Source organism: Salinimicrobium marinum, from assembly GCF_014651535.1.
GTDB classification, from domain to species: domain Bacteria; phylum Bacteroidota; class Bacteroidia; order Flavobacteriales; family Flavobacteriaceae; genus Salinimicrobium; species Salinimicrobium marinum.
This window is the reverse complement of sequence record NZ_BMXB01000010.1, coordinates 86,961-110,877: the sequence shown is the minus strand read 5'-3', so window position 1 is coordinate 110,877 and position 23,917 is coordinate 86,961. Positions and strand designations below refer to the sequence as shown.

The window sequence follows — 23,917 nt, the reverse complement described above, 5'->3', positions numbered from 1 at the left end:
GAATGAGATAGAAAACTCCACTTTTGAATAGTAAACTAAAACCAAACGATATGCAAACCCTTATTTTAACTTTGATTTTTTCCGTGGGAACCTTTCTATGTGCAAATGCACAAAACTCTGTTGAAGTTGTTATAACCAACTTTGAAAATGAAAACGGAAAAGCTCTTGTCGGGCTATACAATACTGAAGACAGCTTTCTGGAAGATGCGTGGCAATCACAGTCTGCCGTAATCAAAGAGGGTCAGGCAAGTGTCGTCTTTGAGAATATTCCCGATGGAACTTATGCAGTTTCGGCCTTTCATGATGAGGACGACGACCAGAAGCTGGATATGTTTTTAGGTTTCTATCCAACCGAAGATTACGCAACATCCAATAATGCACCGGCTAAATTCGGACCACCAAAATGGGATGACGCCAAATTTGACCTCAGGAAGGGAGCGAAAGTTATTCAGAAAATAAATATGATGTAAAACTTCATTTTTAAAAACCAACGTTATGAGAGAATTTTTATACACCTGTTTGATCGGACTTATTTCCGGATTCACAGCGAATGCGCAAAGCCAGTATGAATCCGGAATGAACCAGGCTTTTGAGCTTTGGCAAATGCAAAAGCCGGTTGAAGCTGCCAATCTGTTTGAACGTATCGCGAAAGCAGAGGAAGATGAATGGCTGCCGTACTATTACGCTGCGCAGGTCAATATCATTGAAAGCTTTTCTATGACAGATAAAAGCAGGAAGGAACAACAACTAAAAGAGGCGCAGGATCTTATTAATCAGGCAGCGACTTTTTCCAATGGGGGAAATGTAGAGATCGATATTCTGCAGGCCATGCTACATACTTCCTACCTTACATTGGATCCTTCTGTCTACGGAATGAAGCTTTCTCCGGTGATCAATAACATTTATAACGAGGCTTTGAGAAAAGCACCAGACAATCCGCGGGTGGTGCTGTCTAAAGCTGAGTGGGACATGGGCAGCGCGCAGTTTTTTGGGGAAGACCCAAAGAAATATTGTGATGATCTGCAAACAAGCCTTGCCCTTTTTGATAAAACGAGCAGTGTGGAGCAATTCTATCCTGCATGGGGCAAAGAGCGGGTAGAAACGTTAATCGCCCGTACCTGTAAAAGTAATTAAATAGAATAATTAAGAAAATTTCCTTTTCTAGATATTTTTCAAAAAAATATGAAGGATCATATTCTTTTAAAATCAAAAAGTAGAAATTAGCTTTATAAAATGTTTACCAGATGAAGACAATTTTGCGAATATTGAAGATTTCGGTGATTATCTGTGTGATTGTAATGGCACTCAACGTGATCTTTGGAGGCGTGGGCGTAGAAAGGCTATACAATTTTACAGCCTGGGGGGTGGTCTTTTTTTATTCCTTTTCCCTTACCCTGGTAAATGTGCTTTATTTTATTCTTTTTGAAAAAAAAATAGGCTGGGAAAATGCAGATATAAAGCGGGTGTTACTGGCTTCCGGTGGCTCTGTAGTAATTACACTCATCACCTATTTCTTTTGCCGGCTGGTGGATAGTACAGTGTTTAATAATGTGAATGTCTACACATTCCTGGAAAACGAAGAACTTCAGTATTACTTTTTTCCGTTGATGTTTACAATTATCATTTCCCTCTTTTTTCACCTTATATATTTCTACAAAGCTCTTCAGGAACGAAAAGTTACAGAACAAAAAATCATTGCCGGAACAGCTTCAGCAAAATTTGAAAGTTTAAAAAATCAAATAGATCCTCATTTTCTGTTTAACAGCTTAAATGTTCTTACTTCTTTAATAGAGGAAAATCCAGAGCAGGCACAGAAATTTACCACTTCACTTTCAAAGATCTATCGTTATGTACTGGAGCAAAAAGATAAGGAGCTTGTGAGCCTGGAAGAAGAACTGGCCTTTGCGGTGGTTTACATGAAGTTATTAAGAATGCGGTTTGAAAACAGCATTTTCTATGAAGTGCCCGAAAATCTTTCTACTCCCGATGCCAAAGTAGTACCGCTATCCCTTCAGTTGTTACTGGAAAACACGGTAAAGCATAACATTGTAAGTGAAGGAAGACCCTTAAAAATAAAAATGTATGAGGAAGATGGATATTTGGTCATAGAAAATAATTTTCAGAAAAAGGAAGTGATGAACAAGAGAAAAGGGGTAGGACTGCAAAATATCGTGGATCGTTATGGACTTGTCACACGCAGAAAAGTATTTATTGAACAGGATCAGGAAAAATTTGCGGTAAAATTACCTATTCTAACTAAACAAATTTCAATTATGGAAACACATGAAATAGAAGAAGATAATGCCTATTTTAAGGCTCGGCAACGTGTAAAGGATATGAAGGAATTCTACGGAAATCTGGTGTCTTTTTGCGTGGTGATTCCGTTTTTAATTTTTATTAATTACAGTACCTACTGGGAATTTCAGTGGTTCTGGTTTCCGCTGTTTGGTTGGGGACTGGGCCTGACCATTCACGGATTTTCTGTTTTTGGGTACGGAGCTGAGTGGGAAGAGCGAAAAATCAGAGAGATCATGGAAAAAGAACAACAACAAAGTAACTCCTGGAAATAATGGAAAAGAATTATAAAGAAAACCTGAAATACAGGGCAGCCAAAAAAAGAGTGAAAGATATTAAAGGATTTTATGTGCACCTGCTCGTTTATCTCTTTATTAATGTAGCAATTATTGCAGTAAACAGCTACAGAAACTGGGAGCAATTAAATGAAATATGGACGTATTCCACGGCTTTTTTCTGGGGTATAGGGTTGTTTGCACATTGGTTAAGCGTGTTTGGACCCAATGTACTTTTTGGAAAAGACTGGGAGGAAAAAAAGATTCAGGAGTTGATGGAAAAGCAGAAACGAAATACCTGGGAATAAATAATTACAAAACATTTATAAATGATTGAGGTCTTAATTATTGAAGATGAAAAACCATCTGCGCGACGATTGCAGCGAATGCTGGGAAAACTGGATATGAAGGTTGTTTCTACCCTCCATTCTGTGGAGGAGGCGATTAGCTGGTTTCTTAAAAATGAGCATCCAGATCTTATTTTTCTGGATATTCAACTAAGCGACGGATTGTCTTTTGAGATCTTTGAAAACGTAGAGGTGAAGAGTTCCATTATTTTTACCACTGCCTACGACGAATACGCTTTAAAAGCTTTCAAACTTAATAGTGTGGATTACCTGTTAAAGCCTATTGATGATGAAGAGCTCGAGGCGGCTTTGAATAAATTCCGGGAGAACTGGAAGGCAGGAAATGAAGGCTTCGATGTAAATAACCTTAAATCGCTTTTAAATCTTTCTTCGGAATATAAAAAACGCTTTACCATACAGGTGGGGCAGTACCTTAAACTCATCAACGTAGAAGATATCAGCTGTTTTTATTCTGAAAATAAAGGCACCTATTTGCTTTCCGTGAATGGTCGTTGTTACCTGATGGATTCCAGTCTTGATAAACTGGAGCCCGAACTGGATCCAAAAATGTTCTATCGCGTGAACCGGAAGTTCATCGTGAGGCTATCTGACATTTCAGAAATTATCACTTATTCCAATCAGCGGCTGGAGGTTAAATTAAAGCATTATAAAGAACAGCAAATAATTGTCAGTCGGGAACGGGTAAAAAGCTTTAAAGAATGGCTGGAATAATTAAATAGGGAGACAAAGTGTGGAATGTATTTTAATATCAAAAAGCGGCTAAAAGCCGCTTTTTGATCAATATTTTGTCCTATGTTATTCAGTAACTTCTCCACAACCAATTCTGGTACCTGCGTCTCCGCTAGGCTGAGAAGTGTAATCGTCTACACCATCATGTACAACTACAGCAGTTCCAATAATGTTTTTAGTGTCATCTTCACATCCAATACACCATTCGTCTGTTGAGAAGGTTACGGTTGCATTTCCTTCGGCATCTGCGTCAAAATTTCCTATGTCACCTTTATGGTATCCATCTTCATCACCCCATTCCCCATGGTCTTCAAAAGTAGGATTCCAGTGCCCTCCGGCAGAAGTTCCGTCTTCCGCAGAACAATCGGCACTTTCATGTAAATGAATGGCATGAGTACCTTCAGTTAAACCCGAAAGTTCAGCTCTCATAGTAACTTCTCCATTCTCTTCAGTAAAAACGGCAGTTCCCGATATGTCACTGTCACTTTTGGATTCAATTTCTACTCTTATTTCCTGAGGTTGTCTTTGCTCTTCCTGGGCTAAAGAGTCAATTTGAGTTTGATTGGTATGTTCATCTACTCTTTCTCCTGCAGTTTCACTTTCATTTCTACAGCTTGAAAAAATAACAGCAGCAGAAAATAAAATGCCTAGACTAATGCGTTTCATAATATTCGGTTTAGATTAATTGGAAACTAAATTATGCAGAATTGCTGCATTAGCCAAATAATTTAAGGATAGCTTAACAGTGGGAGGTTTTAATATTTTGTAAAATAGATAGAAAATCTTCAGGTGGTACCGGTTTATTTTTCAGCGGTAGCAGGAATTTTCTTATCTTATAATGATAATCTAAACCTTTAGTGTGGAAAGACTTAAAATAGCCAATAATATCCTTATTTGTGGGTTTTTAATTATTGCAGGTTTATATTATGGAGCAGGATTATTAATTCCATTTACCTTTGCTATTTTTTTTACTATGCTGGTTTTACCGGTGACCAGACTATTGGAAGTAAATGCCGGTGTGGGAAGACTTACTTCTTCTTTTGTGGGGACCCTTATTATCTTTCTTGGGGTGGGTCTTCTTTTCTTTTTTCTCATCAATGAAATGACCCGGTTTTTAGCCGATATTGTGGAAAGGAGGGAAGAAATCCTCACTTATTTTGAAACTTTAAGGGAGAATGTAGCTTCGAAAACACGCTTTTCTATGGAACGGCAGGATGAAATGCTTAGGGAAAGCCTATTAAGCGTAATTAATGTTACCCAAACCTATATTTCCGGATTTCTCACAGATCTAATAGGAAGCCTGCTGGATTTTCTTCTGACTCTTGTTTTTATTTTCCTGCTTCTCGTGAACCGGAACAAAATAGTGGAATTTATTATGATGTACATTCCGCAAGAAAAAAAATCTGAAACAAAAGAAGTTATTGGTGAAACGAGCAGGGTTGCACACCAGTATCTTTGGGGCAGGATCAAAGTCATGCTGATCCTTTCCATCATGTACCTAATAACCTTTGTCGCTTATGATATGCAACATATTGGGTTGCTTGTTATTTTTGGCGCTCTCATCACTATTATTCCTTTTATTGGGCCTTTTCTAAGTGGATTATTGCCTATTTTATTTATGATAGGCTTTGGAGGCAGTTATGCAGAAATAGTTTCTTTTATTATAATAATTGTCATTATTCAATTAATAGAAAGTTATGTTCTGGAGCCTTTTCATGGGATCGGAAATGCAGCAAAGTCCATTATTCGTCATTATTGCTGTCCTTTTTGGAGGTCTGGTATGGGGACCGGCAGGTTTTATTCTATTTGTGCCACTCTTTGCTATGGTGAAGATTATCTGTGACCATATCCCGGCTTTAAAACCAGTTGGGTTTCTGATGGGATATGAGCGTCCCGGCTCGGGAGGCGGAATTATTGAAAAGATCAAAAAGAAGGTCCATAGCTAGTTTTTCCGGTAGTTCCCTTCAAATTTTCTTCGGAAAAATGAACGCTAATCCTGAAGGTTTAAACTAAATTGAAATGCCCGAACTGCTGCTTTAAAATTTATTTTATAGTTATTCCCTTTCCGAAAGTGATTTAATAATGATTAAATTTTGCTGTGGCTGAAGATCCTTATTCTATAGCTTTTAGGCTGGTAGTGATTTTGATCTCACTGTGCAGGGTACGATGTACAGGACATTTATTTGCTATTTCCAGAAGTTTTTCTCTCTGCTGTTCGCTAAGGTCTCCTTTTAAAACAATTTCCCGTTCAAAAGTGTCAATTTTGGCCGTTGTTCTTTCGCAGTGTTCACAATCTTCGGCATGTTTTTTATTGTGATTTACATGTGTTTCCACATTTTTAACCGGCCATTTTTTCCTGCGGGCATACATTTGAATCGTCATGGAAGTACAGGCCGCCAGTGAAGCAGAAATCAACTCATAAGGTGTTGGTCCAAAATTATTACCGCCAATACTTTCGGGTTCATCTGCAATAAAGGAATGATCACCTGCTTTTATTTGCGTGGTAAAACCTTCTGCTCCCAGGTTGGCTGCTACCTGATGTTTTGAGGCTACCTTATCCTGATTTGGTATTTCAAGATATTTCAAAGCCCATGCAGAAATGACTTCTCCTACATATCTTGAATCAGATTTATCTGTAAGCAGGTGGTCTGCACCATCCAGCGAAATAAAACTCTTTGGGTGCCTGGCAGCTACATAAAGTTCTTCTGCATTTGAAATTTCGACTGTAAGATCCTGAGGGGAATGGGTGATCAGGATAGATTTATCCAGATCTTTGATCACATCTTTCAGTTTTTTTGTTTCAAGGTCCTGCAGGAACTGTGCTTTGATCGTAAAATCCCTTCCGCCAAGATTAACAGTGGAAAATCCGTTTTTTTCAATATCAGAAATATTTGATTTCAAGAGATGTTTTACATGTTGAGGAGAGGAAGGCGCAGCAATGGTAGCCACTGCTTTTACCGAAGATAATTCCTGCGCTGCGAACAAGACAGCAGCGCCTCCTAAGGAATGTCCCACCAGCAGGCTGGGGGCTTTATGTTCTTTTTCGAGAAAAGATGCAGCAGCCAGAATATCTTCTACATTTCCCGAAAAGTTAGTGTCTGCAAAATCACCTTCGCTTTCTCCCAAACCGGTAAAATCAAATCGAAGTACTCCAAATCCATTGGCCGTTAGTGCTCTTCCGATGTTTTTTACTGCCAAAAAGTTTTTGTTACAGGTAAAGCAATGGGCAAAAAGAACGAAATTATGAGGTTCCTGATTAAGTGGTAATTCAAGTACGCCTGAAAGTTCATCTCCGGCTTTATTCTTAAAGGTATGTTTAGAAATATTCATCTCTTTGCAATTGTTTTTTTTAAGATACTTCAAAAATGTCACATTGAAAAGCAGTGCATAAAAAAAGGCTGCTGGGAAAAACTAATTTAAGACCGGAAAAGATCTTTATCAGCTTTTTCAGCAACCTTTAAAATTATTCAGGAAAAATTTATTTAATCCAGTTCCTTTATTTCAATATTTCTGAAGGCAACCTTGTCTCCATGATCCTGTAAAGCAATGTGACCGGTTCTATGTTTTCCAAAGTCTTCCCAGTCACTGAATTTTGAATTTTCGACCATTTTATCCCATTCTTCTCCATGTAGAGGAAATTCATTTACCTGGGTTCCATTCATGCTTACTGTACCACGGTTCTCATCATAGTTGATCGAAATGGTCATTTCATTCCATTCTCCTGCGGGATTAGTGACGTCTTCTGTTGGTTCGGACAGATCGTAGAGTGCCCCAGACTGACGGATTGGTCCGTTTTCGGCATCGGGATGTCTTTCATTATCTAAAATCTGAATTTCGGGACCGGTTAGGTAAGGTTCGTTAAATTTTTCATCTTCCTGAACGCCCCACATGATCCCGCTGTTTCCACCTTCTGAAATTTTCCATTCAAGGGAAAGTTCAAAGTTGGTATACGTGTCTTCAGAAATGATGTTTTCAGATCCCGAGCGTTCTCCTTCAGCAGGAGCGAAGGCCAAAGTCCCGTCTTCTACTTTCCACTGGGTAATTTCCTCAGAATTGTAAGCTTTCCAGCCGGAAAGATCTTCACCATTAAAGAGTGTGGATCCATCCTCATTTGAAGTAGTATCTGTTTCTGCCATATGTTCTGATTCTTGTTCGGTCTGGGTATCGAAAGCCTGTCCGCTGTTTTCCTTGCAGCTCATTACTCCCACTGCCAGGAAAACCATCATTAAATTTACTTTTTTCATTGGTTTATGTTTGTTAGTTAATTCCTAAAATTCTTTTTAATTTTTCCTGATCTGGTTTAGTACCGGCAAAATCATCGAATTTCTTTTCTGTGGCCTCAATAATATGACTCTGAATAAAGGGGGCTCCTTCGCGGGCACCCTGTTCGGGAGATTTGATGCAGCATTCCCATTCCATCACTGCCCAAACATCACATCCATACTGGGTGAGCTTAGAGAAAATGGTTTTAAAATCTACCTGTCCATCTCCAGGGTGGCGATAACGTCCTGCTCTGTCGATCCAGTCCTCGTAACCTCCAAAAGTTCCTTTTTTTCCGGTAGGATTAAATTCAGCATCCTTTACGTGGAACATCTTGATGAATTCGTGATAATGGTCTATGTAAGTAAGGTAATCCAGCTGTTGTAGCACAAAATGGCTGGGATCATACAGTAAATTCACTCTTTTGTGATTTCCGGTTGCTTCAAGGAAGCGCTCAAAAGTAACCCCGTCGTGGAGATCTTCTCCCGGGTGTACTTCATAGCATACATCCACACCCTGCTCATCAAAAGTATTAAGAATAGGCATCCAGCGATTGGCAAGTTCCTTAAATCCCATCTCCACCAGTCCTTCGGGACGTTGCGGCCATGGATGAGCAGTGTGCCACAGCAGGGAGCCACTAAAAGTTCCGTGGACGTCGAGGCCAAAATTCCGGCTGGCTTTTGCTGCACTTTTTAGCTGTTCAACAGCCCATTGGGTTCTTTTCTTCGGATTGTTTTTATATTCATCTGGAGCGAAATTATCGAACATGATATCGTATGCGGGATGAACTGCTACCAGTTGTCCCTGCAGGTGCGTACAGAGTTCTGTGATTTCAAGTCCGTAGGATTCTACCTTTCCTTTTAGTTCATCACAATAATCCTTGCTTTCTCCCGCCTTTGTAAGATCGATGAGGCTGCTCTCCCAGGTTGGGATCTGTATTCCTTTGTAACCCAGGTCTGCTGCCCACTTACATAAACCATCCAGGGAATTGAAGGGAGGTTTGCTGTCCATAAACTGGGCTAAATATACCGCAGGTCCTTTAATAGTTTTCATTAGAATTTTCGGTTTTGTTGATTAGTAAAAATGCTATTGATCAATTTTCACCCAAACATTTCCTTTTTGGTGAGATTCGATGGCTTTTTCAATAAAATTCATTCCTCGTTTTCCGTCTTTTAATGTGGGAAATTCAGCAGGATGATAATCTTCTTTTTTTATGGCTTTAGCCACTCCTTTATAAATATTTCCCATGGAATCGAAGATGCCTTCGGGATGTCCCGGTGGTAATTTGGTTCCGTTTAAAGAAAGTTCACTGTTGTAGGAGTGCCCCGGCTTCAACACCTTCATTGGTTCTCCATCCTGAAGTAAATACAGGTAATTAGGATTTTCCTGTTCCCATTTTAATCCGGCTTTTTCTCCGTAGATCTTCACGGTAAAATTATTCTCTTCCCCGGTAGCAATCTGGCTGGACCTGAGCACGCCTTTTACGAATTCAGAAAAGCGGAGCAAAACAGTTCCGTCGATGTCCATCACATTATCTTTGTACAGGAAATTAAGGTCTGCCAGGATCTCTTTGACTTCCATTCCTGTCACGTATTCGATCATATCAAAAGCGTGTGTACCTATATCTCCTACACAACAACTTATTCCCGATTTTTCGGGATCAAGCCTCCATGTATTTGCTCTTTTTTCTGAATCATGAATGATTGGGTTGATCCAGCCCTGGTAATATTGTACATCCACCTTCTGAACTTTTCCTATCTCTCCTTTGTGGATCATCTCCCTCATTTGCCGCACCATGGGATATCCTGTATAGGTATAGGTAACTGCAAAAATAGTTTGTGACTTCTTTAAAGTCTCATCCAGGATTTTCGCTTCCTCATAAGTGGTGGTCATTGGTTTTTCACAAATTACATTAAAACCGTTTTCCAAAAGCTGTTTTGCCATTGGGAAATGAAGAAAATTGGGAGTGAGGATAGAAACCACCTGCATTCTTTCTTCTTCCGGAAGTTTAGCTTCTTCCGCAATAAGGGAATCCAGATCTTTATAAATCCTGTTGGTAGGTATTCCTATTTCTTCAGCAAAATTTATACTCTCCTGGAGGTCTGCATTAAATACTCCACCTGTAATTTCATAGCGGTCATACATGGAAGAGGCTACCCGGTGCAAAACCCCAATAAGGGAATCACCACCTCCGCCAAGGATGCCCAGTTTTATTTTTGAACTCATTTGAAATTTCTTTTAGTTAGATTTTTAAATATTTTCTATGGATTTTTTATCCAGTTTCTCGTTTTTAAAGAAGATAGAAAATATAATCATTACCGCAAAAGCAAAGCCTGCCGGTACGATCCATATTTGTTCCCAGTCGTGGCTACCATCCGGATTTAAATACATGTCACTTATCTCTCCTGCAACCCAGAATCCTATGAGCATTCCCACCCCGTAAGTGGCAAGGGTAATTAATCCCTGTGCGGCACTTTTGATCTTTGGTCCGGCTTTGGAATCGGTATAGATCTGTCCTGATACAAAGAAAAAGTCATAGCAAATTCCATGTAAGGCGATTCCGATGATTAGCATGTACACCTGTTCTCCCGCATCACCATAGGCAAATAGCAAATATCTAAGCACCCATGCTAGCATACCTGCAAGAAGTGTGATTTTAAATCCAAATTTTTTAAAGAAAAAGGGAAGTAGCAGAAGGAAAAGAGCTTCAGAAATTTGTCCTATCGTCATCATTGCGGTAGGATCTTCCATCCCTACTTCAGAAAGAAAAGGATTGGCATTCTGATAATAAAAAGCTAATGGAATACATATCAAAATGGAAGAAATAAAGAACATAAGGAAGTTTCTGCCTTTTAATAACGCCAATGCTTCCAGACCTAAAATATCTGCCAGTTTAACTGATTCTCCTTTACTGCTAGGGGGAGTCTTTGGTAATGAAAAGCTGAATAGTCCCAGAATAGCCGAAGCGATGGAAACCATCAAAAATGTATTTCGCAACATCCCTGCTTCGCGCGCGGCAGGTGCATCCCAGGCGAATACCAGACTAATTACCAGCCCCGAAATAATCCATCCAATGGTACCAAACACCCGAACCCCTGAAAATTGCTTTTCAGGATCTGACATTTGGTAAAAAGATATGGAATTCACCAGTGCCAGGGTTGGCATATATATGATCATATAGCCCAGAACATAAGGATAAAAGGTGCTGAAATCTTCTGAGGCATACATCATGTATAGCAAAACTGCTCCTACCAGATGCAGAAATCCAAGGATACGCTCGGCATTAAAGAACCTGTCTGCAATAAGGCCAATAATAAAGGGAGCAATGATTGCTCCCCAGGATTGCGTAGAGAAGGCCATGGCGGTTTGGCCGCCGGTTGCCTCCAAATTGTTAAGTAAATAGGTTCCTAAGGTTACAAACCATCCACCCCATATGAAGAATTCCAAAAACATCATGGTGGATAATTGAAAGCGAACTGTATTTTTCATACCTGATTAAGTAAGATGATTTATTGGTTAGAAAGCTTTTTTCCTTCTTCTATTAATATTTCCTTGGTTGCAATTATGCCTTCTTCAGGTGACATACGTTGTCCTTCATATTCTACTCCAATATATCCTGTGTATCCTGCATCTTTTACAATTTGCAGCATTCTCCCGAAATCGATCTTTGTCTCCTGGCCTGTTTCGTCAAAATCATATGATTTTGCACTTACTGCTTTGGCATGTTCCATTAATTCTTCCACACCCTGGTAAATTGGGTATTCTTCAACACACTTTGCTTCCCAGCGTTCCCCGCCTTCACGTTTTAAACAAAAGTTTCCAAAATCTGGAAGGGTTCCGCAGTTTTCCATATCGACACGTTCCATTACTTCTACAAGTAATGCAGCATTAGAGGAAAGGTAACCGTGGTTTTCAACCAGTACGTTTATATCTTTTCCGGCGGCATATTCGCTCAATTTCGTTAATCCGTCTACTGCATTTTCCTGCCACTCTTCAGGCACTTCACTTCCAAATAAATTTACCCTTATGGAATGAGCTCCCAGAAATTCGGCAGCATCTACCCATTTTTTATGATTCTCCACAGCCTCATCTCTTTCTTCTTCGCTATTGGAAGCCAAATCTCCTTCCCCGTCAACCATGATGAGTACATTGTCCACATTAAATTTATCACTCCTTGATTTAAGAGTGTCCAGAACAATTTGAAGGGCAGCTTCAGGGTCTGCAGAATCTTTGTACATCGGGGTATAAAGCTGACTAACGTATTCAATTCCTTCAAAACCCATTTCATTTGCTTTTTCAGCAAAATCCATAGGATCAAGTTCTCCTTCAAAAATTGGTTGACTTAAGGACCATTGAGCAAGGGAAATCTTGAAGAACAAATCTTTTTCTTCTTCTTCCGGTTCACTGGTAGCAACTTCGGCTGGATTTTCTTCCTGGTTATTGTTCTTGCAGGAAAAAACACTTACCGCTAAAAGAAAAAGCAACATTAGGCGAGAGACGCCTGTAAGGGTAGTTTTAGTCATGGATTGTCTGTGTTAAGATTTAATAAAAATGCAATATACTTGATTTTTTGTGATCTTAAATGTAGTATTTTTTTCAAAGGCTCAAAATAATACCTATAAATTTATATATTTGGTTCTGTTGCAATCACTGAAAAAACCAATTAACCTAAAGAATTGTGAGTAAAATTTACGAAAACGATTCCTATGATGCTATTGTCGTAGGTACCGGAATTAGTGGCGGTTGGGCTGCTAAAGAACTTTGCGAAAAGGGATTTAAAACCCTTGTACTGGAACGAGGCCCCATGGTAAAACACGTCGAGGATTATCCAACAATGCACGATGATCCATGGGATTATAAATATAAGGGTCAACTTACACGCGACCAAATCAAGAACCAGTTAAAACAGGCTCGCACCGGATATACCACCAATGAAGCGAGCAGGCATTGGTTTGTGGATGACCTTAAACATCCTTATAATGAGGTGAAAAGATTTGACTGGATGCGTGGGTATCATGTAGGTGGAAGATCCATCATGTGGGGGCGACACAGCTATAGACTTACAGATCTTGATTTTGAAGCAAATAAAAAGGACGGGATTGCCGTAGACTGGCCTATTCGCTATAAAGATATTGCACCATGGTATGACTATGTGGAATCCTATATAGGAGTGAGTGGAGAAAATCTGGGGCTAAGTCATTATCCTAACGGAAAAGTGCTGCCTGCAATGGAATTGAATTGTGTCGAGGATCACCTGAAAAAGAGTATGGCAGATAACTTCGGGAGGGTGTTAACTCCTGGAAGAGTTGCTCATATTACTAAGGATGAAGGCTTTGAAGGCCGTTCTCCATGTCAATACAGGAACAGGTGTATTCGTGGATGTCCTTACGGAGCTTACTTCAGCAGTAATTCTTCCACTTTACCTGCAGCAGAACGTACCGGAAATATGACCTTGCGCCCAAATTCTGTGGTGTATGAGGTGGTGTACGATGCAGAGAATAAACGTGCTACAGGAGTGAAAATTAAAGACAGGGAAACCAATGAAGAAATAGAGTACAAGGCTAACGTGATCTTCCTTTGTGCTTCTGCAATTGCTTCTACCAGCATTCTAATGAAGTCCAGATCTGACAGGTTTCCTGACGGAATGGGGAATGACAGTGGCGAATTAGGTCACAATGTAATGGATCACCATTTCATGGCAGGTGCTTCAGGTAAATATGATGGTTTTGAAGATCAATACTATAAAGGGAGAAAGCCTAACGGGATTTTTATCCCGAGATTCAGAAATCTAAATGATTCAGAAAAAATGCCTTTCCTTAGAGGTTATGGATATCAGGGAAGTGCCAGCAGAGGAGACTGGACAGAAGCCGTAGCCGAGATAGGTTACGGAAAAGATCTAAAAGATGCCATTACAAAACCCGGAGGCTGGAGTATGGGACTTACCGGTTTTGGGGAAACGCTTCCTTATCACGAAAATAAAATGGTTCTTGATTATGACAAGCTGGATGACTGGGGATTGCCTACGGTCACTTTCGATGCCGAGTTCAAAGAAAATGAACTTGAAATGAGAAAGGACATGATTGAACAGGCGGTCCAGATGCTCGAAAAAGCCGGATTTAAAGACATAAATCCTGTAGACAGACTGGGAGCCCCCGGACTCGGAATCCACGAAATGGGTACCGCAAGAATGGGTCGGGATCCTAAAACTTCTGTACTAAACGGAAATAATCAGGTGCACGATGTGCCCAACGTATATGTTACAGACGGTTCTTTTATGACTTCTTCGGCAAACCAGAACCCTTCTTTGACCTATATGGCTATGACAGCACGTGCAGTGGACCATGCTTCTAAGAATTTTCAAAAATCGAACTCCTAAATATAAGATGATGAATAGAAGAGAATTATTAAAGAACTTAGGACTGGGAGCCGGATTTTTAGTAGTAGGACCTACTACCTTCGGACTTCTACAGAGCTGTAAAAATGAACCTAATTACGACTGGCAGCCAACTTTTTTAAGTCCAGCCAATGGTTTTGCCCTTAAACAGGTACTTGAGGTAATTCTTCCTGCGACAGATATTCCCGGAGCAAATGATCTTAACCTGGCACAATTCATTGATTCCTATATGGAGGAAGTTGCTCCTGAAGAACGCCAGGAACGGTTTAAAGCCGGTGCCAATGCTTTTGCCAATGCTTTTAAAGACGAGACAGGTAAGGGGCTGGATGAAGGTACACAGGAAGAATATGACCAGGTTATAAAAAAATATTTGCTAGCTACTCCGGCAGAAAGAGAGGAGATGGTACAGAGAAATACAGAAACTCAGGATCCTATGGATGCAGATCCCGACGAGACAATGAGTTCTGTAGACAATACCTATGATTACCTGCAGAATGTTCGGGAAATGGGCATCTGGGCCTGGAAAAATAGTGAGGAAATTGGTGAAAATGTGATGTGGTATGATCCTATTCCAGGAGTTTATATCCCTTGTGGAACTATGGATGAGCTTGGAAACAACGGTAAAGCCATGTCCCTGTAAAATTTACAGTTCACCCCGTGGTTAAAAAAAGGTGCTTTTCGAAGCACTTTTTTTATTTCTGTAAGGGAAGGTAAATCTCTGCTTTCCAGTGTATGGAATTTCCACCCGTTTCAGGATTGTTGTGAAAAATTTCCAGGGGCGAATATGACACATCAATCTTGTGGATCTGTGCATGGTTGAGAAGCTCCAGCCATGAATAATGTGAGAACATGTAATTTCCATGGTAAGTGGCTTTAAGGGAAGGAAAAGGAGTAATTTCCCTGAAAAAAACTACCGGATCTTCCGGTTTTATCTCCGGATTTTTCACCGGAAAACAAAAATCAAAATTGATTGTGTTCTTTTCTGGATCCCAATGGTTGACCTGTACCCTAGGACGTCCATTGGTCTCAAGGTTGTTGTTTAGAACAAATTCTGACAGCCGATCAATGGTAGCCATCATGCTGTAAGCCTTTTTATCAGTTTCACTTGAATCGGAAATGCAGGCACAATAAGAACCTGGCGAAATGATTTTCTCATCTATTGATACGCTGTAGAGTTGGGAATCAGCCGAGATCGTTTCCCTGATCTGGCGGATTTCCTTTTCAATTATTTCTTTAAAAGGAGCCTTTCCGAATATAAGTTTCAGGCGGGTTTGAATTATATTATTAGTACCTCTTACACCTGTCGAAACTTTAGTGACAGAATCATTTTCAGAAGAAAAAGTCCAGTGCAGTCGATAATATGAATTTTTAAATTCTACCTGTTGTTCAAGTTTTTCAAAGAGGGAAACTTCATTGAAGTTAATAGCTTCGAGTTCCCGGTATTCCCAGGAATTTATTTTGTTGTATGCGATTCCCGGTGCTACTTTGGTTTTAAAACTTATAGTAAAATCATATTCCTTGAAGAAGAAATACCAGGTGCCCGAAATAATGAGTAAAAGAAAGATTAGGACAGAAAAAAGCTTTTTTGACATTATAAGCCTGCTGTTTGTGGCTGCAGTGGTTTCAGCTCAAGATCTTCTACAATATAGGAACCTAAACTTTGACCCTGTACAAGTCCTTTTTCTATGGCCGCCCGGTAATGGATACCTCCATAGAGCCTGCTCATGGCTGCTTCCCTGGCTGCCTGATCAAAAGAAGTGAAAGATCGTACGGGTAAACCAAATTGTACTTCAGTATCATCATCATAGTGAAAATCATTTCCGAAGATATGTGTGAGAACCATTGCTGCTGCCCCCGATACTACCGAATGTCCACTTGGATATTCGGGAAAAGGAGGAGTTTGTAACACCGGAGTCCAGTTTTCATCCACATATTTATTGATGAGGGTTTCGGGACGTATTAATTCACTGCGGTATTTCTCTTCCCAGCAGCTTATAAACGCATCTGCAATGGCAATAGAGGTTGCTGTATAGGCGTAAATAGTCTCTTCAAAACTTAGATTACTTTTTTTAGCTGCTATTTTGCACACCCCAATCCAGTGGCCGCCGGGAGTGATCTTTTTTGTGGCAAACATAAGATGTCCCCGCTGTGTGGAAACATATGGATTACAATCCCAGAAACGGGCCATCTGGATCTCTTCAGATTCATCACCGGTTTTATCCATTTCCCTGCGTATATTATATACTTCCATCAGTTCGTTATAAAAATCTGAACCTTCTGAAAGTGAAAACTCAGGATGGGGTTGCGGCCTGAACTGTGAAGCTGAATCCAAAGCGAATGGCCTGATTTTTTCCCAATGAGGTTCAATGCCGTCCATATAGGTAGGCGGAGTTGGCTGCCACCTGGAAGGATCATCTGAATAGACCGAAAACTTCGGCATGGTACGCGTTTCTTTATAATTGTCGGAATTGATCCACTCATTCATATGGGCCACCACCTGCAGACCATATTCTTTAGAATCCCGGAAACTTGCAGGATTCTGTTGCTCCCATATGCTATAAAGACTATCCTGGTAAGTGCTGATATCATCTTCAGAAAAAATTAATTTTTTTCCTGTTTCCAGCTGTGCGACCAGGGCAGCAAGTCTGTAGTTGATCTGTTTGGTAGTATCTGGGGCGGGGATATCTGTGAAATTGTGATAGGTATTGGAAAATGATGGAAAAGCATCATTATTTTGTGCGATGATCTCATACGCAGCAATGTTGGAGTAGGCGTAAATCCTGCTGGCCACGGGCGGCGAAAAAATATCATGTACCATGATGTTGGTGATCCTGTCTACAGCATTATGATAATCCCCGGCCGAAATTTCAATAGGTCTTTGTTCTTCAGAAGCACAACTTCCAAGAAAAAGAGCAGCAAATATGAGGCTTAAAATGTGTTTCATTTAATCGTGTATTTTATAAAAAGCAGGTCTGTCATTATTAAATGTAACCATTAAATACCTGGAATTATTCAGGGTTATTATATTTAAACTTCTTACCGATTTCTGTGTAAAATTTAAACCAATTTCATTTCCTTCCAGAATTTTTCCGTCGTGGGCAATGATATTCCCGGCGAGTCCGTCGAACCTTCCATGGTATGGAGTAGTACCAAAATAATTACCGGCTATCAGAACTTCTTCAAAATTGTCATTATTAAAATCTGCTTTTAAAAAACTGGTAACAGGTGCCAGCTGTAACGCAGCTTCAAACTTTTTAAAAGTAAACTTTCCGTTGTTATTTAGCAAGTATCCTGAAGCTAAAGTATTTACTTCATGTAATTCTGCTTCTACCAGTTGCTTGCTGTCAAAAATCTGCTCGAGTTTCTTCCCGGCAAACTCTTTGTAGGCGGGAAATTTTTTTCGAAGAAATGAAAGCTGGCCCACCAGTTCATCCAACCCAAGGACAGTATAATATTCCCCGTTTTTTGCGTAGGCGAGGATGGTTTCTGTACTTCCGTTGTCGTCGAAATCTGAATAATACATTTTTAATGGATATTTTTCTGATGCCTCGAATTTTGTGTTAAGTCCCCAGTTGCCCAGGAGATAATCCATCTCCCCATCTCTGTTAATATCAAATGGAAGAATGCTTTGCCATAATCCGTTCAGATTTTTTGACAAAATAGCTGGTGTGACATTTTCCAGATTTCCCTGGTTGTTTTTATAGAATGTTGGCGACATCCATTCCCCGACCACAATAAGATCTGTCCAACCATCTGCATCAAAATCTGTCCAGACGGCATCTGTCACCATCCCCGCTTGTTTAAGTGCTGAATTTTCTACAATAGTGAAACTGTTTCCGTTGTTTTTTAGCAGATAGGAATTGGGGGTTTTTCCGAAGTCATTGGAAATCGCACCGTTGCCAACAAAAATATCCGGATTGCCATCCCTGTCAAAATCATGCACTTTAACTACAGATCCGTTTTCGAAGTAGGAGGGAAGACTTTGCTTTTCCAACTGAGCATCATTGTTGCCGAAATACAACCTGTCTAATAAAGCCTGATTCTCTCCGGAAAATTCCCCGCCAGAAGACACTACGAAAAGATCATTTTTGCCATCGCCATTAAAATCTTCTATTACTGCTGAAACATCTTCTGATATAGAATCCTTCCGAAGTTCGGGGAAATCCTGTTCAGTAAACCCGTTGGAGGTCTGGAAATAGATCTTTGCCGGTTTAAATTTAGAATTTCCGAAGAAGATATCTTCTTTTCCATCGCCGTTAAGGTCTTTTACGGCTACTGCAGGCCCTCGATCTGAAATCTTGTAAGGGATCAGTTTCTGGCGGTCAAAATCGGAATACCTGTTTTCTTCATGCGCGAAATCCATTCCCGGAATGGAATCCACTTTCTGGAACCACTTTTCTGTTTCCGGAAAAAGCTGATTGTAATCTACTTTTGAATTTCCGTTTTTTGGTTGGAGGGTGAGTGTTTGATTTAGCTCAACTTCATTTTCAACCTGAAATGTATTGTCAGGCCAGATTACCAGCAGGGAATCTATGGTTTGTAAATTTCCAAATCCAAAATGAAAAACAGGTTCCGAAGAAGATTGAAAGCCTCTTGAGGTAAACAATTGCCTGGTCTGGATCTTTCCATTACTGTAGGCAATGATCCTGGTTCCTATTCCAAAAGTATTGGGAGCGGGATGATTTAATTTAATCTTTAAATAGCCGGAAATCCCATCGGAGTTATTTCTGTATACCCCTGCAGGCTGGTTAATGTTGTTGGTCACCAGGTCAAGATCCCCATCGTTGTCAAGATCGGCATAGGCTGCACCGGTAGAGAATGTGGTATCTGCAGAAATCCATTTTCCCGATTGGTCTGAAAACTCAAGATTCGCACCTCCGCGAAACATGTAGTTTTTTACAGCACCCGAAGGCATCATTTCCAGTGCTTTTTGATCTACCAGTTTTGTAGTGGTGATTTTTTTCTGAATCTGTTCATTGGAAACATATTTAATATAATCAAGATCATTGGGCCGCCGTGGGATTCCGGTAGCGATGAAAATATCCTGCTGCCCGTCCTGGTCGTAATCGGCAAAGAGGGCAGCCCAACTCCAATCTGTAGCTGCAACGCCACTGAATAATCCGGTTTCCTGAAAATACTCTCCGCCGCGATTGATCTGCAGCATGTTTCGGGTATATTGATGATGATAGCCGTAGCGGTCGATCTTCATGTTGTGCAGGTCTACGGGATCATCTCCCATGGAGGCTTTTAAAACTTTTTCATCTTCGGGCAACATATCGAGCGTGAGAATATCAGGGTAGCCGTCGCTGTTAATATCGGCCACATCACTGCCCATTGAGAACCTGCTTATATGACCGAATTTTTCTTTCAGCTTTTCAGAAAAGGTGCCGTCGCCATTGTTGATGTAATAATAGTCATCTTCATGGAAATCATTGCTGACATATATATCTGTAAAGCCGTCGTTGTTGAAATCTGCAGTAGCAAGGCCAAGCCCATAGCTGTTTGCACCGCCATAAATTCCTGCTTCCTCGCTTACATCTGTAAATATTCCGTTGTCATTTCTAAGTAGTTTGTCGCCACTTTCATAGGTGCGGTTATTTCTTATTTCTGCAGGGCCGTAGGTGTCGACAGTATGAACGGCATGATTGAGCAGGTACATATCAAGGTCGCCATCATTATCGTAATCGAAAAATGCGGCATTGGAAGAGTAATTTTGAAGATCAAGATTGTACTCTTTTGCTTTTTCGGTGAAGGTGTTATCTCCATTATTGATATAAAGTTCGTTTTGACCTCTCAAGCCATTGATACCAACCACTGCACAAACGTACATGTCCAGTAAACCATCGCCATTCACATCTGCCATGACTACCCCGGTATTCCAGTCCGATTCCCCGGCAACGCCGGCACTTTCTGTAATATCATCAAATTGCATGTTTCCCTTGTTCAGGAACAGTTTGTTTGGGATTTGATTTCCGGTAAAGTAAATATCGGAAAGTCCGTCGTTGTTGATATCACCAATGGCGACACCTCCTCCGTTATAGAAATAGAGGTAATCCAGGATATTGAGAGCATTCGTTTCTGTTAAGCTGTTGGTGAAATTCAGGTTGGAGTCGGAGGGGGAAATATTGGAAAATAAGGTTTCCTCTTTCTCTTCGGAACAGCTTATCAGGAAAAACGAAACCAGAATTAAACAGAGTTTTTTCATTTTTCGATCCTGAATATTTTTGGGGCTTCACTGTTGATGCCTGCAATGATGAATCTGTCTCCGTTCTTATTGCTGAAAACTTTCAGGCTTCGTACCTGGCCTTTTACAAAAAAACCGGATTCCGAAGAATTCTTTACAACAAATTCACCTGATTCATCTTGTGTTAAAAGAATCCCGTGATTTGCATCCAGCCGGGAGAACTGAGGTTTTAAATCATAATTGTTTCCTGCCAGTAGAATTTCTTTTTGATTCTGGTCGTTTTCCAAAATTTCAATGGCATGGATGCTTGAAAATTGTGCTTCTGCCGGTAATTCTTTTACTCTAAAGCTGCCATTGCCGTTATTATAGGCAATAAGACTTTTAAAAGTAGAGATCTTTCTAATGATGGAACTCTCCACAATATCTTTTTCAAACAGGTTATGGATCGACTTCACCGCATATTCAGAGAATTTAAGGTTCTGTTTTTTTACAGAAGCTATCTGTCCCGATAACTCTCTTCTAAGGTGGAGAGGTATATCTTTTCCATTAATATTCCGGGTAGAAATTTGTTCAATCGTACCGTTGTTGTCAAAATCATTTACATACATCTTCACCGGTTCCTCTCCCTGCACGTTGTAAGTAGAATTAGTGCCCCTGTTTCCGAGGATAAGGTCGGGGTGGCCATCATTGTTGAGGTCGTTAACTGCGAGTGCAGTCCAGGCACCGGTAAGCGTGTCAAGGTTAGTTTTTAATGGATCAAACCCATTTCTGGAATTGATGAATATTTTAGGTGAATTCCAGTCTCCCACCAGAACAAGATCTTTTCTGCCATCGGCATTCATGTCTTCCCAGGCAGCGTCTGTTATCATTCCTGCTTCTGTAAGAGCATAGGCTTTGGCCTCAGTGATATCTCTGAAATTCCCCGATCCGTCGTTTTCAAGCAACTGGTGTTTCGGATTAATACCGTAAATTCCCGGAACGCTCCTGCTGCCTATGAAAAGATCGAGGTCGCCATCCTCATCGAAATCATGGGCTTTAATAACTGCTGCATTATGTCCTGTAGAAGGAATGGTATTTTGGGAAGCCGAGAATTTACCGTTGCCCTGATTGAGATAGATCCTGGTTCTGAAATCCTCTTTTTCTGAAAACACTTTATTTCCTCCTGAAACTACAATCAGGTCCGGTTTCTCATCATCATTGACATCTGCAAAAATGGCATCTGTATCTTCAAAAAAGCTGTCCTTTTCAAAGACCTCATTTTTAATTTCAGAAAAAGATCCGTTCTTTTTTTGAATATAAACATGACCCGGATTGTTTTGCGCTCCTCCGAAATATATATCATCATTCCCATCATTATTGATGTCACCCACGGCAATTGCAGGGCCTTCTTTAGAGAGCATTTGAGAGATCAATCCTTCATAGTCGAAATCTATATAATTATCTTCCTTATGAGGCTCAATAGAATGTTCCTGAATGGTCAACAAATTTTCATGTTTTAAAGCAGGAGGGGAAAACTTTTGAGTAGCGTTTTTATGATTTAGAGTCTGGCTTTGGTTGGGTGCAATATTTTTTAGGACTTCCACCTTTTTATCCGGCCAGATCACTTGAATAGAATCTACGGAAGAATGAGGTCCCAGACCAAAAACCATCATATAATCTACCGAAGATTGAAAGCCACGGCTGGGAATTAATTCCTGACTCAGGATCATATCCTGCACATACAGGTTCACCTTGCTTCCAATGGCAAAGGGATTTTTTTCTGAACCCTCCAGTTTTACTTTCAGGTAATTGTTACCTGATTCTTTTTCTGAATTATTCCTGTATACAAACAGTTCCTGATTCACATTATTGACGATCAAATCAAGGTCGCCGTCATTATCCAAGTCTCCGTAAGCCGCTCCATTGGAGAATCCCGGCTCATCCAAACCCCATTCTGAAGTAGCATTGGTAAAGCTGAGATCCTGATTGTTCTTAAATCCATAATTTGAAATTGGAGTGCTGGGCATCTTGTTTAGGATGGAATCGAATTCCTTCTTTTTTCCGGTTAACACCATCTCCTGAAGAATATCATTCGCGAAAAAATCCATAAAATCCTGATTCGTCAAATCGTGATAGATCCCATTGCTTACGTATATGTCCTTTAATCCATCATTGTCCATATCGAAGATCAATGCTCCCCAACTCCAGTCGGTTTGCGCCACACCGCTGTAAAAAGCGATTTCAGAAAAACTATTATTTTTATTGTTCAGCTGAAGTGTGTTCTGCATGTATTGATGGTAGAAATCGTTGTCGAGCTTGCGTTTGTATAAATCATAGCGTTCAAAATCACTGGTGGTTTTCAATCGCTCATCATCTTCCGGAAGCATGTCTGTAACAAAAATTTCAGGAAAACCATCATTATTGATATCGGCCATATCTGCTCCCATGGAAGAAAGACTGAGATGTGATATGAAATTTTTTATCTCCTCATTAAAAGTTCCGTCCCCATTGTTGATATAAAGATAATCGCGCTCATAGAAATCATTGGAGACATAAATATCGGGCAGGAGATCATTATTTACATCGCCTATGGTTACTCCTAGTCCAAAGCCAATAAGGCTGCCATAGATCCCGGCTTCTTCACTTACATCTTCAAAGACCCCATCATTGTTTTTTAAAAGTTTATCGCCGCCCCCTTTAAATATTTCTGGAAGGTCCCAGTCCTCACTTCTCAGGTCTCTTTTATTGGCATAGCCAAGACTGGAAACAGGAATAAAACTGTTATTCAGGATGTATACATCAAGATCTCCATCCCCATCGTAATCAAAAAAAGCTGCATGAGTGGTGAATCCATTTTCATCGAGATTATATTGTGCAGCCGCTTCAGTGAAGGTAAGATCTCCGTTGTTGATAAAAAGTTCATTTCTGCGGTCATCTCCTTCTATGTTTCCGGCATTGCTTACATAGATATCGAGAAGTCCATCGTGATTTATGTCTACCATTGTCACTCCGGTAGACCAGGATCTTTTACCGCCGGCACCCGAAGAAGTAGTTATATCTTTGAATTTAAAATCACCCTGGTTCAGGAATAGTTTGTTTTCTCCCATATTGGAGGTAAGATAAATATCTGGTAGGCTGTCATTATTAATATCGCCTATGCCTACACCTGCCCCATTATAAAAATTCCTGTACCTGAAAATATTAAAATCTTTCTCATTTTTCACCCGATTTACAAAACTGATTCCTGTTGCTGCGGAATCAAGCAAGGTAAAAAGATGATCCTTCTCAATAGGAGCTTTTGCACTTGTGTTTTCCTTGTTAGAACAGGAGAAAATAATACAAATGAAGAGAAAAACAGAGACGATCTTGAGAGATTTGTAAAGTAGGATCGGCATAGAATTAGAATAAATCACTTTTAGGATTTCTTTCACAA

The 23,917-nt window shown here is 40.2% G+C and carries 19 protein-coding genes; 8 read left to right on the top strand and 11 right to left on the bottom strand.

Features of this window, described 5'->3' with window-relative positions:
* The first annotated feature begins 23 nt into the window (after nt 1-23).
* The 5 genes from IE056_RS12460 to IE056_RS12440 all read left to right on the top strand — a co-directional run bounded on the left by IE056_RS12460 (nt 24) and on the right by IE056_RS12440 (nt 3,649).
* Entirely contained in the window at nt 24-470 is a 447-nt protein-coding gene (locus tag IE056_RS12460; protein ID WP_229793749.1) for a DUF2141 domain-containing protein, read from the top strand.
* A 25-nt stretch (nt 471-495) separates the two neighbouring features.
* Complete coding sequence (locus tag IE056_RS12455; RefSeq protein ID WP_189605044.1) at nt 496-1,134, top strand: hypothetical protein; 639 nt, start codon at nt 496-498, stop codon at nt 1,132-1,134.
* 110 nt (nt 1,135-1,244) lie between these two features.
* A complete protein-coding gene (locus tag IE056_RS12450) occupies nt 1,245-2,570 on the top strand; it encodes a 2TM domain-containing protein (RefSeq protein ID WP_189605043.1) in 1,326 nt (441 codons plus the stop codon).
* Nucleotides 2,570-2,878, top strand: coding sequence for a 2TM domain-containing protein (locus IE056_RS12445; protein ID WP_189605042.1), 309 nt, complete (start codon nt 2,570-2,572; stop codon nt 2,876-2,878). The genes IE056_RS12450 and IE056_RS12445 overlap by 1 nt, the downstream gene beginning before the upstream one ends.
* A gap of 24 nt (nt 2,879-2,902) precedes the next feature.
* Nucleotides 2,903-3,649, top strand: a complete 747-nt coding sequence (locus IE056_RS12440) for a LytR/AlgR family response regulator transcription factor (RefSeq protein WP_189605072.1) — start codon at nt 2,903-2,905, stop codon at nt 3,647-3,649.
* Between the two features lie 84 nt (nt 3,650-3,733).
* Here the strand turns inward: IE056_RS12440 and IE056_RS12435 are convergent, their stop codons facing one another.
* Nucleotides 3,734-4,333, bottom strand: a complete 600-nt coding sequence (locus IE056_RS12435; protein WP_189605041.1) for a superoxide dismutase family protein — start codon at nt 4,331-4,333, stop codon at nt 3,734-3,736.
* 193 nt (nt 4,334-4,526) lie between these two features.
* On the opposite strand from IE056_RS12435, the gene IE056_RS12430 reads away from it, so the two are divergent.
* Nucleotides 4,527-5,510, top strand: coding sequence for an AI-2E family transporter (locus IE056_RS12430; RefSeq protein WP_189605040.1), 984 nt, complete (start codon nt 4,527-4,529; stop codon nt 5,508-5,510).
* A gap of 269 nt (nt 5,511-5,779) precedes the next feature.
* On the opposite strand, the gene IE056_RS12425 is transcribed toward IE056_RS12430, so the two are convergent.
* The 6 genes from IE056_RS12425 to IE056_RS12400 all read right to left on the bottom strand — a co-directional run bounded on the left by IE056_RS12425 (nt 5,780) and on the right by IE056_RS12400 (nt 12,450).
* The gene (locus tag IE056_RS12425) at nt 5,780-6,997 is read right to left on the bottom strand and encodes a bifunctional alpha/beta hydrolase/OsmC family protein (RefSeq protein ID WP_189605039.1); all 1,218 of its coding nucleotides are present in this window, start codon (nt 6,995-6,997) and stop codon (nt 5,780-5,782) included.
* Between the two features lie 152 nt (nt 6,998-7,149).
* Complete coding sequence (locus tag IE056_RS12420; RefSeq protein WP_189605038.1) at nt 7,150-7,911, bottom strand: 3-keto-disaccharide hydrolase; 762 nt, start codon at nt 7,909-7,911, stop codon at nt 7,150-7,152.
* A 13-nt stretch (nt 7,912-7,924) separates the two neighbouring features.
* Nucleotides 7,925-8,980 (bottom strand): sugar phosphate isomerase/epimerase family protein, encoded by a 1,056-nt coding sequence (locus IE056_RS12415; protein ID WP_189605037.1) that lies wholly within the window; start codon nt 8,978-8,980, stop codon nt 7,925-7,927.
* 33 nt (nt 8,981-9,013) lie between these two features.
* The gene (locus tag IE056_RS12410) at nt 9,014-10,153 is read right to left on the bottom strand and encodes a Gfo/Idh/MocA family protein (protein WP_189605036.1); all 1,140 of its coding nucleotides are present in this window, start codon (nt 10,151-10,153) and stop codon (nt 9,014-9,016) included.
* 24 nt (nt 10,154-10,177) lie between these two features.
* Nucleotides 10,178-11,416: a nucleoside permease gene (locus tag IE056_RS12405; RefSeq protein WP_189605035.1), complete on the bottom strand. Its 1,239-nt coding sequence runs from the start codon at nt 11,414-11,416 to the stop codon at nt 10,178-10,180.
* 20 nt (nt 11,417-11,436) lie between these two features.
* Nucleotides 11,437-12,450 (bottom strand): sugar phosphate isomerase/epimerase family protein, encoded by a 1,014-nt coding sequence (locus tag IE056_RS12400; protein ID WP_189605034.1) that lies wholly within the window; start codon nt 12,448-12,450, stop codon nt 11,437-11,439.
* A 155-nt stretch (nt 12,451-12,605) separates the two neighbouring features.
* Here IE056_RS12400 and IE056_RS12395 point away from each other — a divergent pair, with 155 nt between their 5' ends.
* Together IE056_RS12395 and IE056_RS12390 are read left to right on the top strand one after the other, a co-directional pair.
* Entirely contained in the window at nt 12,606-14,303 is a 1,698-nt protein-coding gene (locus IE056_RS12395; RefSeq protein WP_189605033.1) for a GMC oxidoreductase, read from the top strand.
* Nucleotides 14,304-14,313: 10 nt separating this feature from the next.
* Nucleotides 14,314-14,961 carry a gluconate 2-dehydrogenase subunit 3 family protein gene (locus IE056_RS12390; protein WP_189605032.1) on the top strand — a complete coding sequence of 216 codons (648 nt, stop codon included), beginning with the start codon at nt 14,314-14,316 and terminating at the stop codon, nt 14,959-14,961.
* Between the two features lie 52 nt (nt 14,962-15,013).
* Here IE056_RS12390 and IE056_RS12385 read toward each other — a convergent pair whose 3' ends face one another.
* From IE056_RS12385 to IE056_RS12370, 4 genes are read right to left on the bottom strand one after another with little or no spacing between them, the layout of a single operon-like run.
* Nucleotides 15,014-15,913, bottom strand: a complete 900-nt coding sequence (locus IE056_RS12385) for a hypothetical protein (protein ID WP_189605031.1) — start codon at nt 15,911-15,913, stop codon at nt 15,014-15,016.
* The gene (locus tag IE056_RS12380) at nt 15,913-17,265 is read right to left on the bottom strand and encodes a phosphatase PAP2 family protein (protein ID WP_189605030.1); all 1,353 of its coding nucleotides are present in this window, start codon (nt 17,263-17,265) and stop codon (nt 15,913-15,915) included. The genes IE056_RS12385 and IE056_RS12380 overlap by 1 nt, the downstream gene beginning before the upstream one ends.
* Nucleotides 17,266-20,526, bottom strand: coding sequence for a VCBS repeat-containing protein (locus IE056_RS12375; RefSeq protein WP_189605029.1), 3,261 nt, complete (start codon nt 20,524-20,526; stop codon nt 17,266-17,268).
* A complete protein-coding gene (locus IE056_RS12370) occupies nt 20,523-23,879 on the bottom strand; it encodes a VCBS repeat-containing protein (protein ID WP_189605028.1) in 3,357 nt (1,118 codons plus the stop codon). The genes IE056_RS12375 and IE056_RS12370 overlap by 4 nt, the downstream gene beginning before the upstream one ends.
* Nucleotides 23,880-23,917 lie beyond the last annotated feature (38 nt).

What these genes read in the sequence shown, in the direction of transcription:
- IE056_RS12455 (WP_189605044.1), top strand. Translation starts at nt 496, where the DNA reads ATGAGAGAATTTTTATACACCTGTTTGATCGGACTTATTTCCGGATTC.
- IE056_RS12450 (WP_189605043.1), top strand. Translation starts at nt 1,245, where the DNA reads ATGAAGACAATTTTGCGAATATTGAAGATTTCGGTGATTATCTGTGTG.
- IE056_RS12445 (WP_189605042.1), top strand. Translation starts at nt 2,570, where the DNA reads ATGGAAAAGAATTATAAAGAAAACCTGAAATACAGGGCAGCCAAAAAA.
- IE056_RS12435 (WP_189605041.1), bottom strand. Translation starts at nt 4,333, where the DNA reads ATGAAACGCATTAGTCTAGGCATTTTATTTTCTGCTGCTGTTATTTTT.
- IE056_RS12425 (WP_189605039.1), bottom strand. Translation starts at nt 6,997, where the DNA reads ATGAATATTTCTAAACATACCTTTAAGAATAAAGCCGGAGATGAACTT.
- IE056_RS12420 (WP_189605038.1), bottom strand. Translation starts at nt 7,911, where the DNA reads ATGAAAAAAGTAAATTTAATGATGGTTTTCCTGGCAGTGGGAGTAATG.
- IE056_RS12415 (WP_189605037.1), bottom strand. Translation starts at nt 8,980, where the DNA reads ATGAAAACTATTAAAGGACCTGCGGTATATTTAGCCCAGTTTATGGAC.
- IE056_RS12410 (WP_189605036.1), bottom strand. Translation starts at nt 10,153, where the DNA reads ATGAGTTCAAAAATAAAACTGGGCATCCTTGGCGGAGGTGGTGATTCC.
- IE056_RS12405 (WP_189605035.1), bottom strand. Translation starts at nt 11,416, where the DNA reads ATGAAAAATACAGTTCGCTTTCAATTATCCACCATGATGTTTTTGGAA.
- IE056_RS12400 (WP_189605034.1), bottom strand. Translation starts at nt 12,450, where the DNA reads ATGACTAAAACTACCCTTACAGGCGTCTCTCGCCTAATGTTGCTTTTT.
- IE056_RS12390 (WP_189605032.1), top strand. Translation starts at nt 14,314, where the DNA reads ATGAATAGAAGAGAATTATTAAAGAACTTAGGACTGGGAGCCGGATTT.
- IE056_RS12385 (WP_189605031.1), bottom strand. Translation starts at nt 15,913, where the DNA reads ATGTCAAAAAAGCTTTTTTCTGTCCTAATCTTTCTTTTACTCATTATT.
- IE056_RS12380 (WP_189605030.1), bottom strand. Translation starts at nt 17,265, where the DNA reads ATGAAACACATTTTAAGCCTCATATTTGCTGCTCTTTTTCTTGGAAGT.
- IE056_RS12375 (WP_189605029.1), bottom strand. Translation starts at nt 20,526, where the DNA reads ATGAAAAAACTCTGTTTAATTCTGGTTTCGTTTTTCCTGATAAGCTGT.
- IE056_RS12370 (WP_189605028.1), bottom strand. Translation starts at nt 23,879, where the DNA reads ATGCCGATCCTACTTTACAAATCTCTCAAGATCGTCTCTGTTTTTCTC.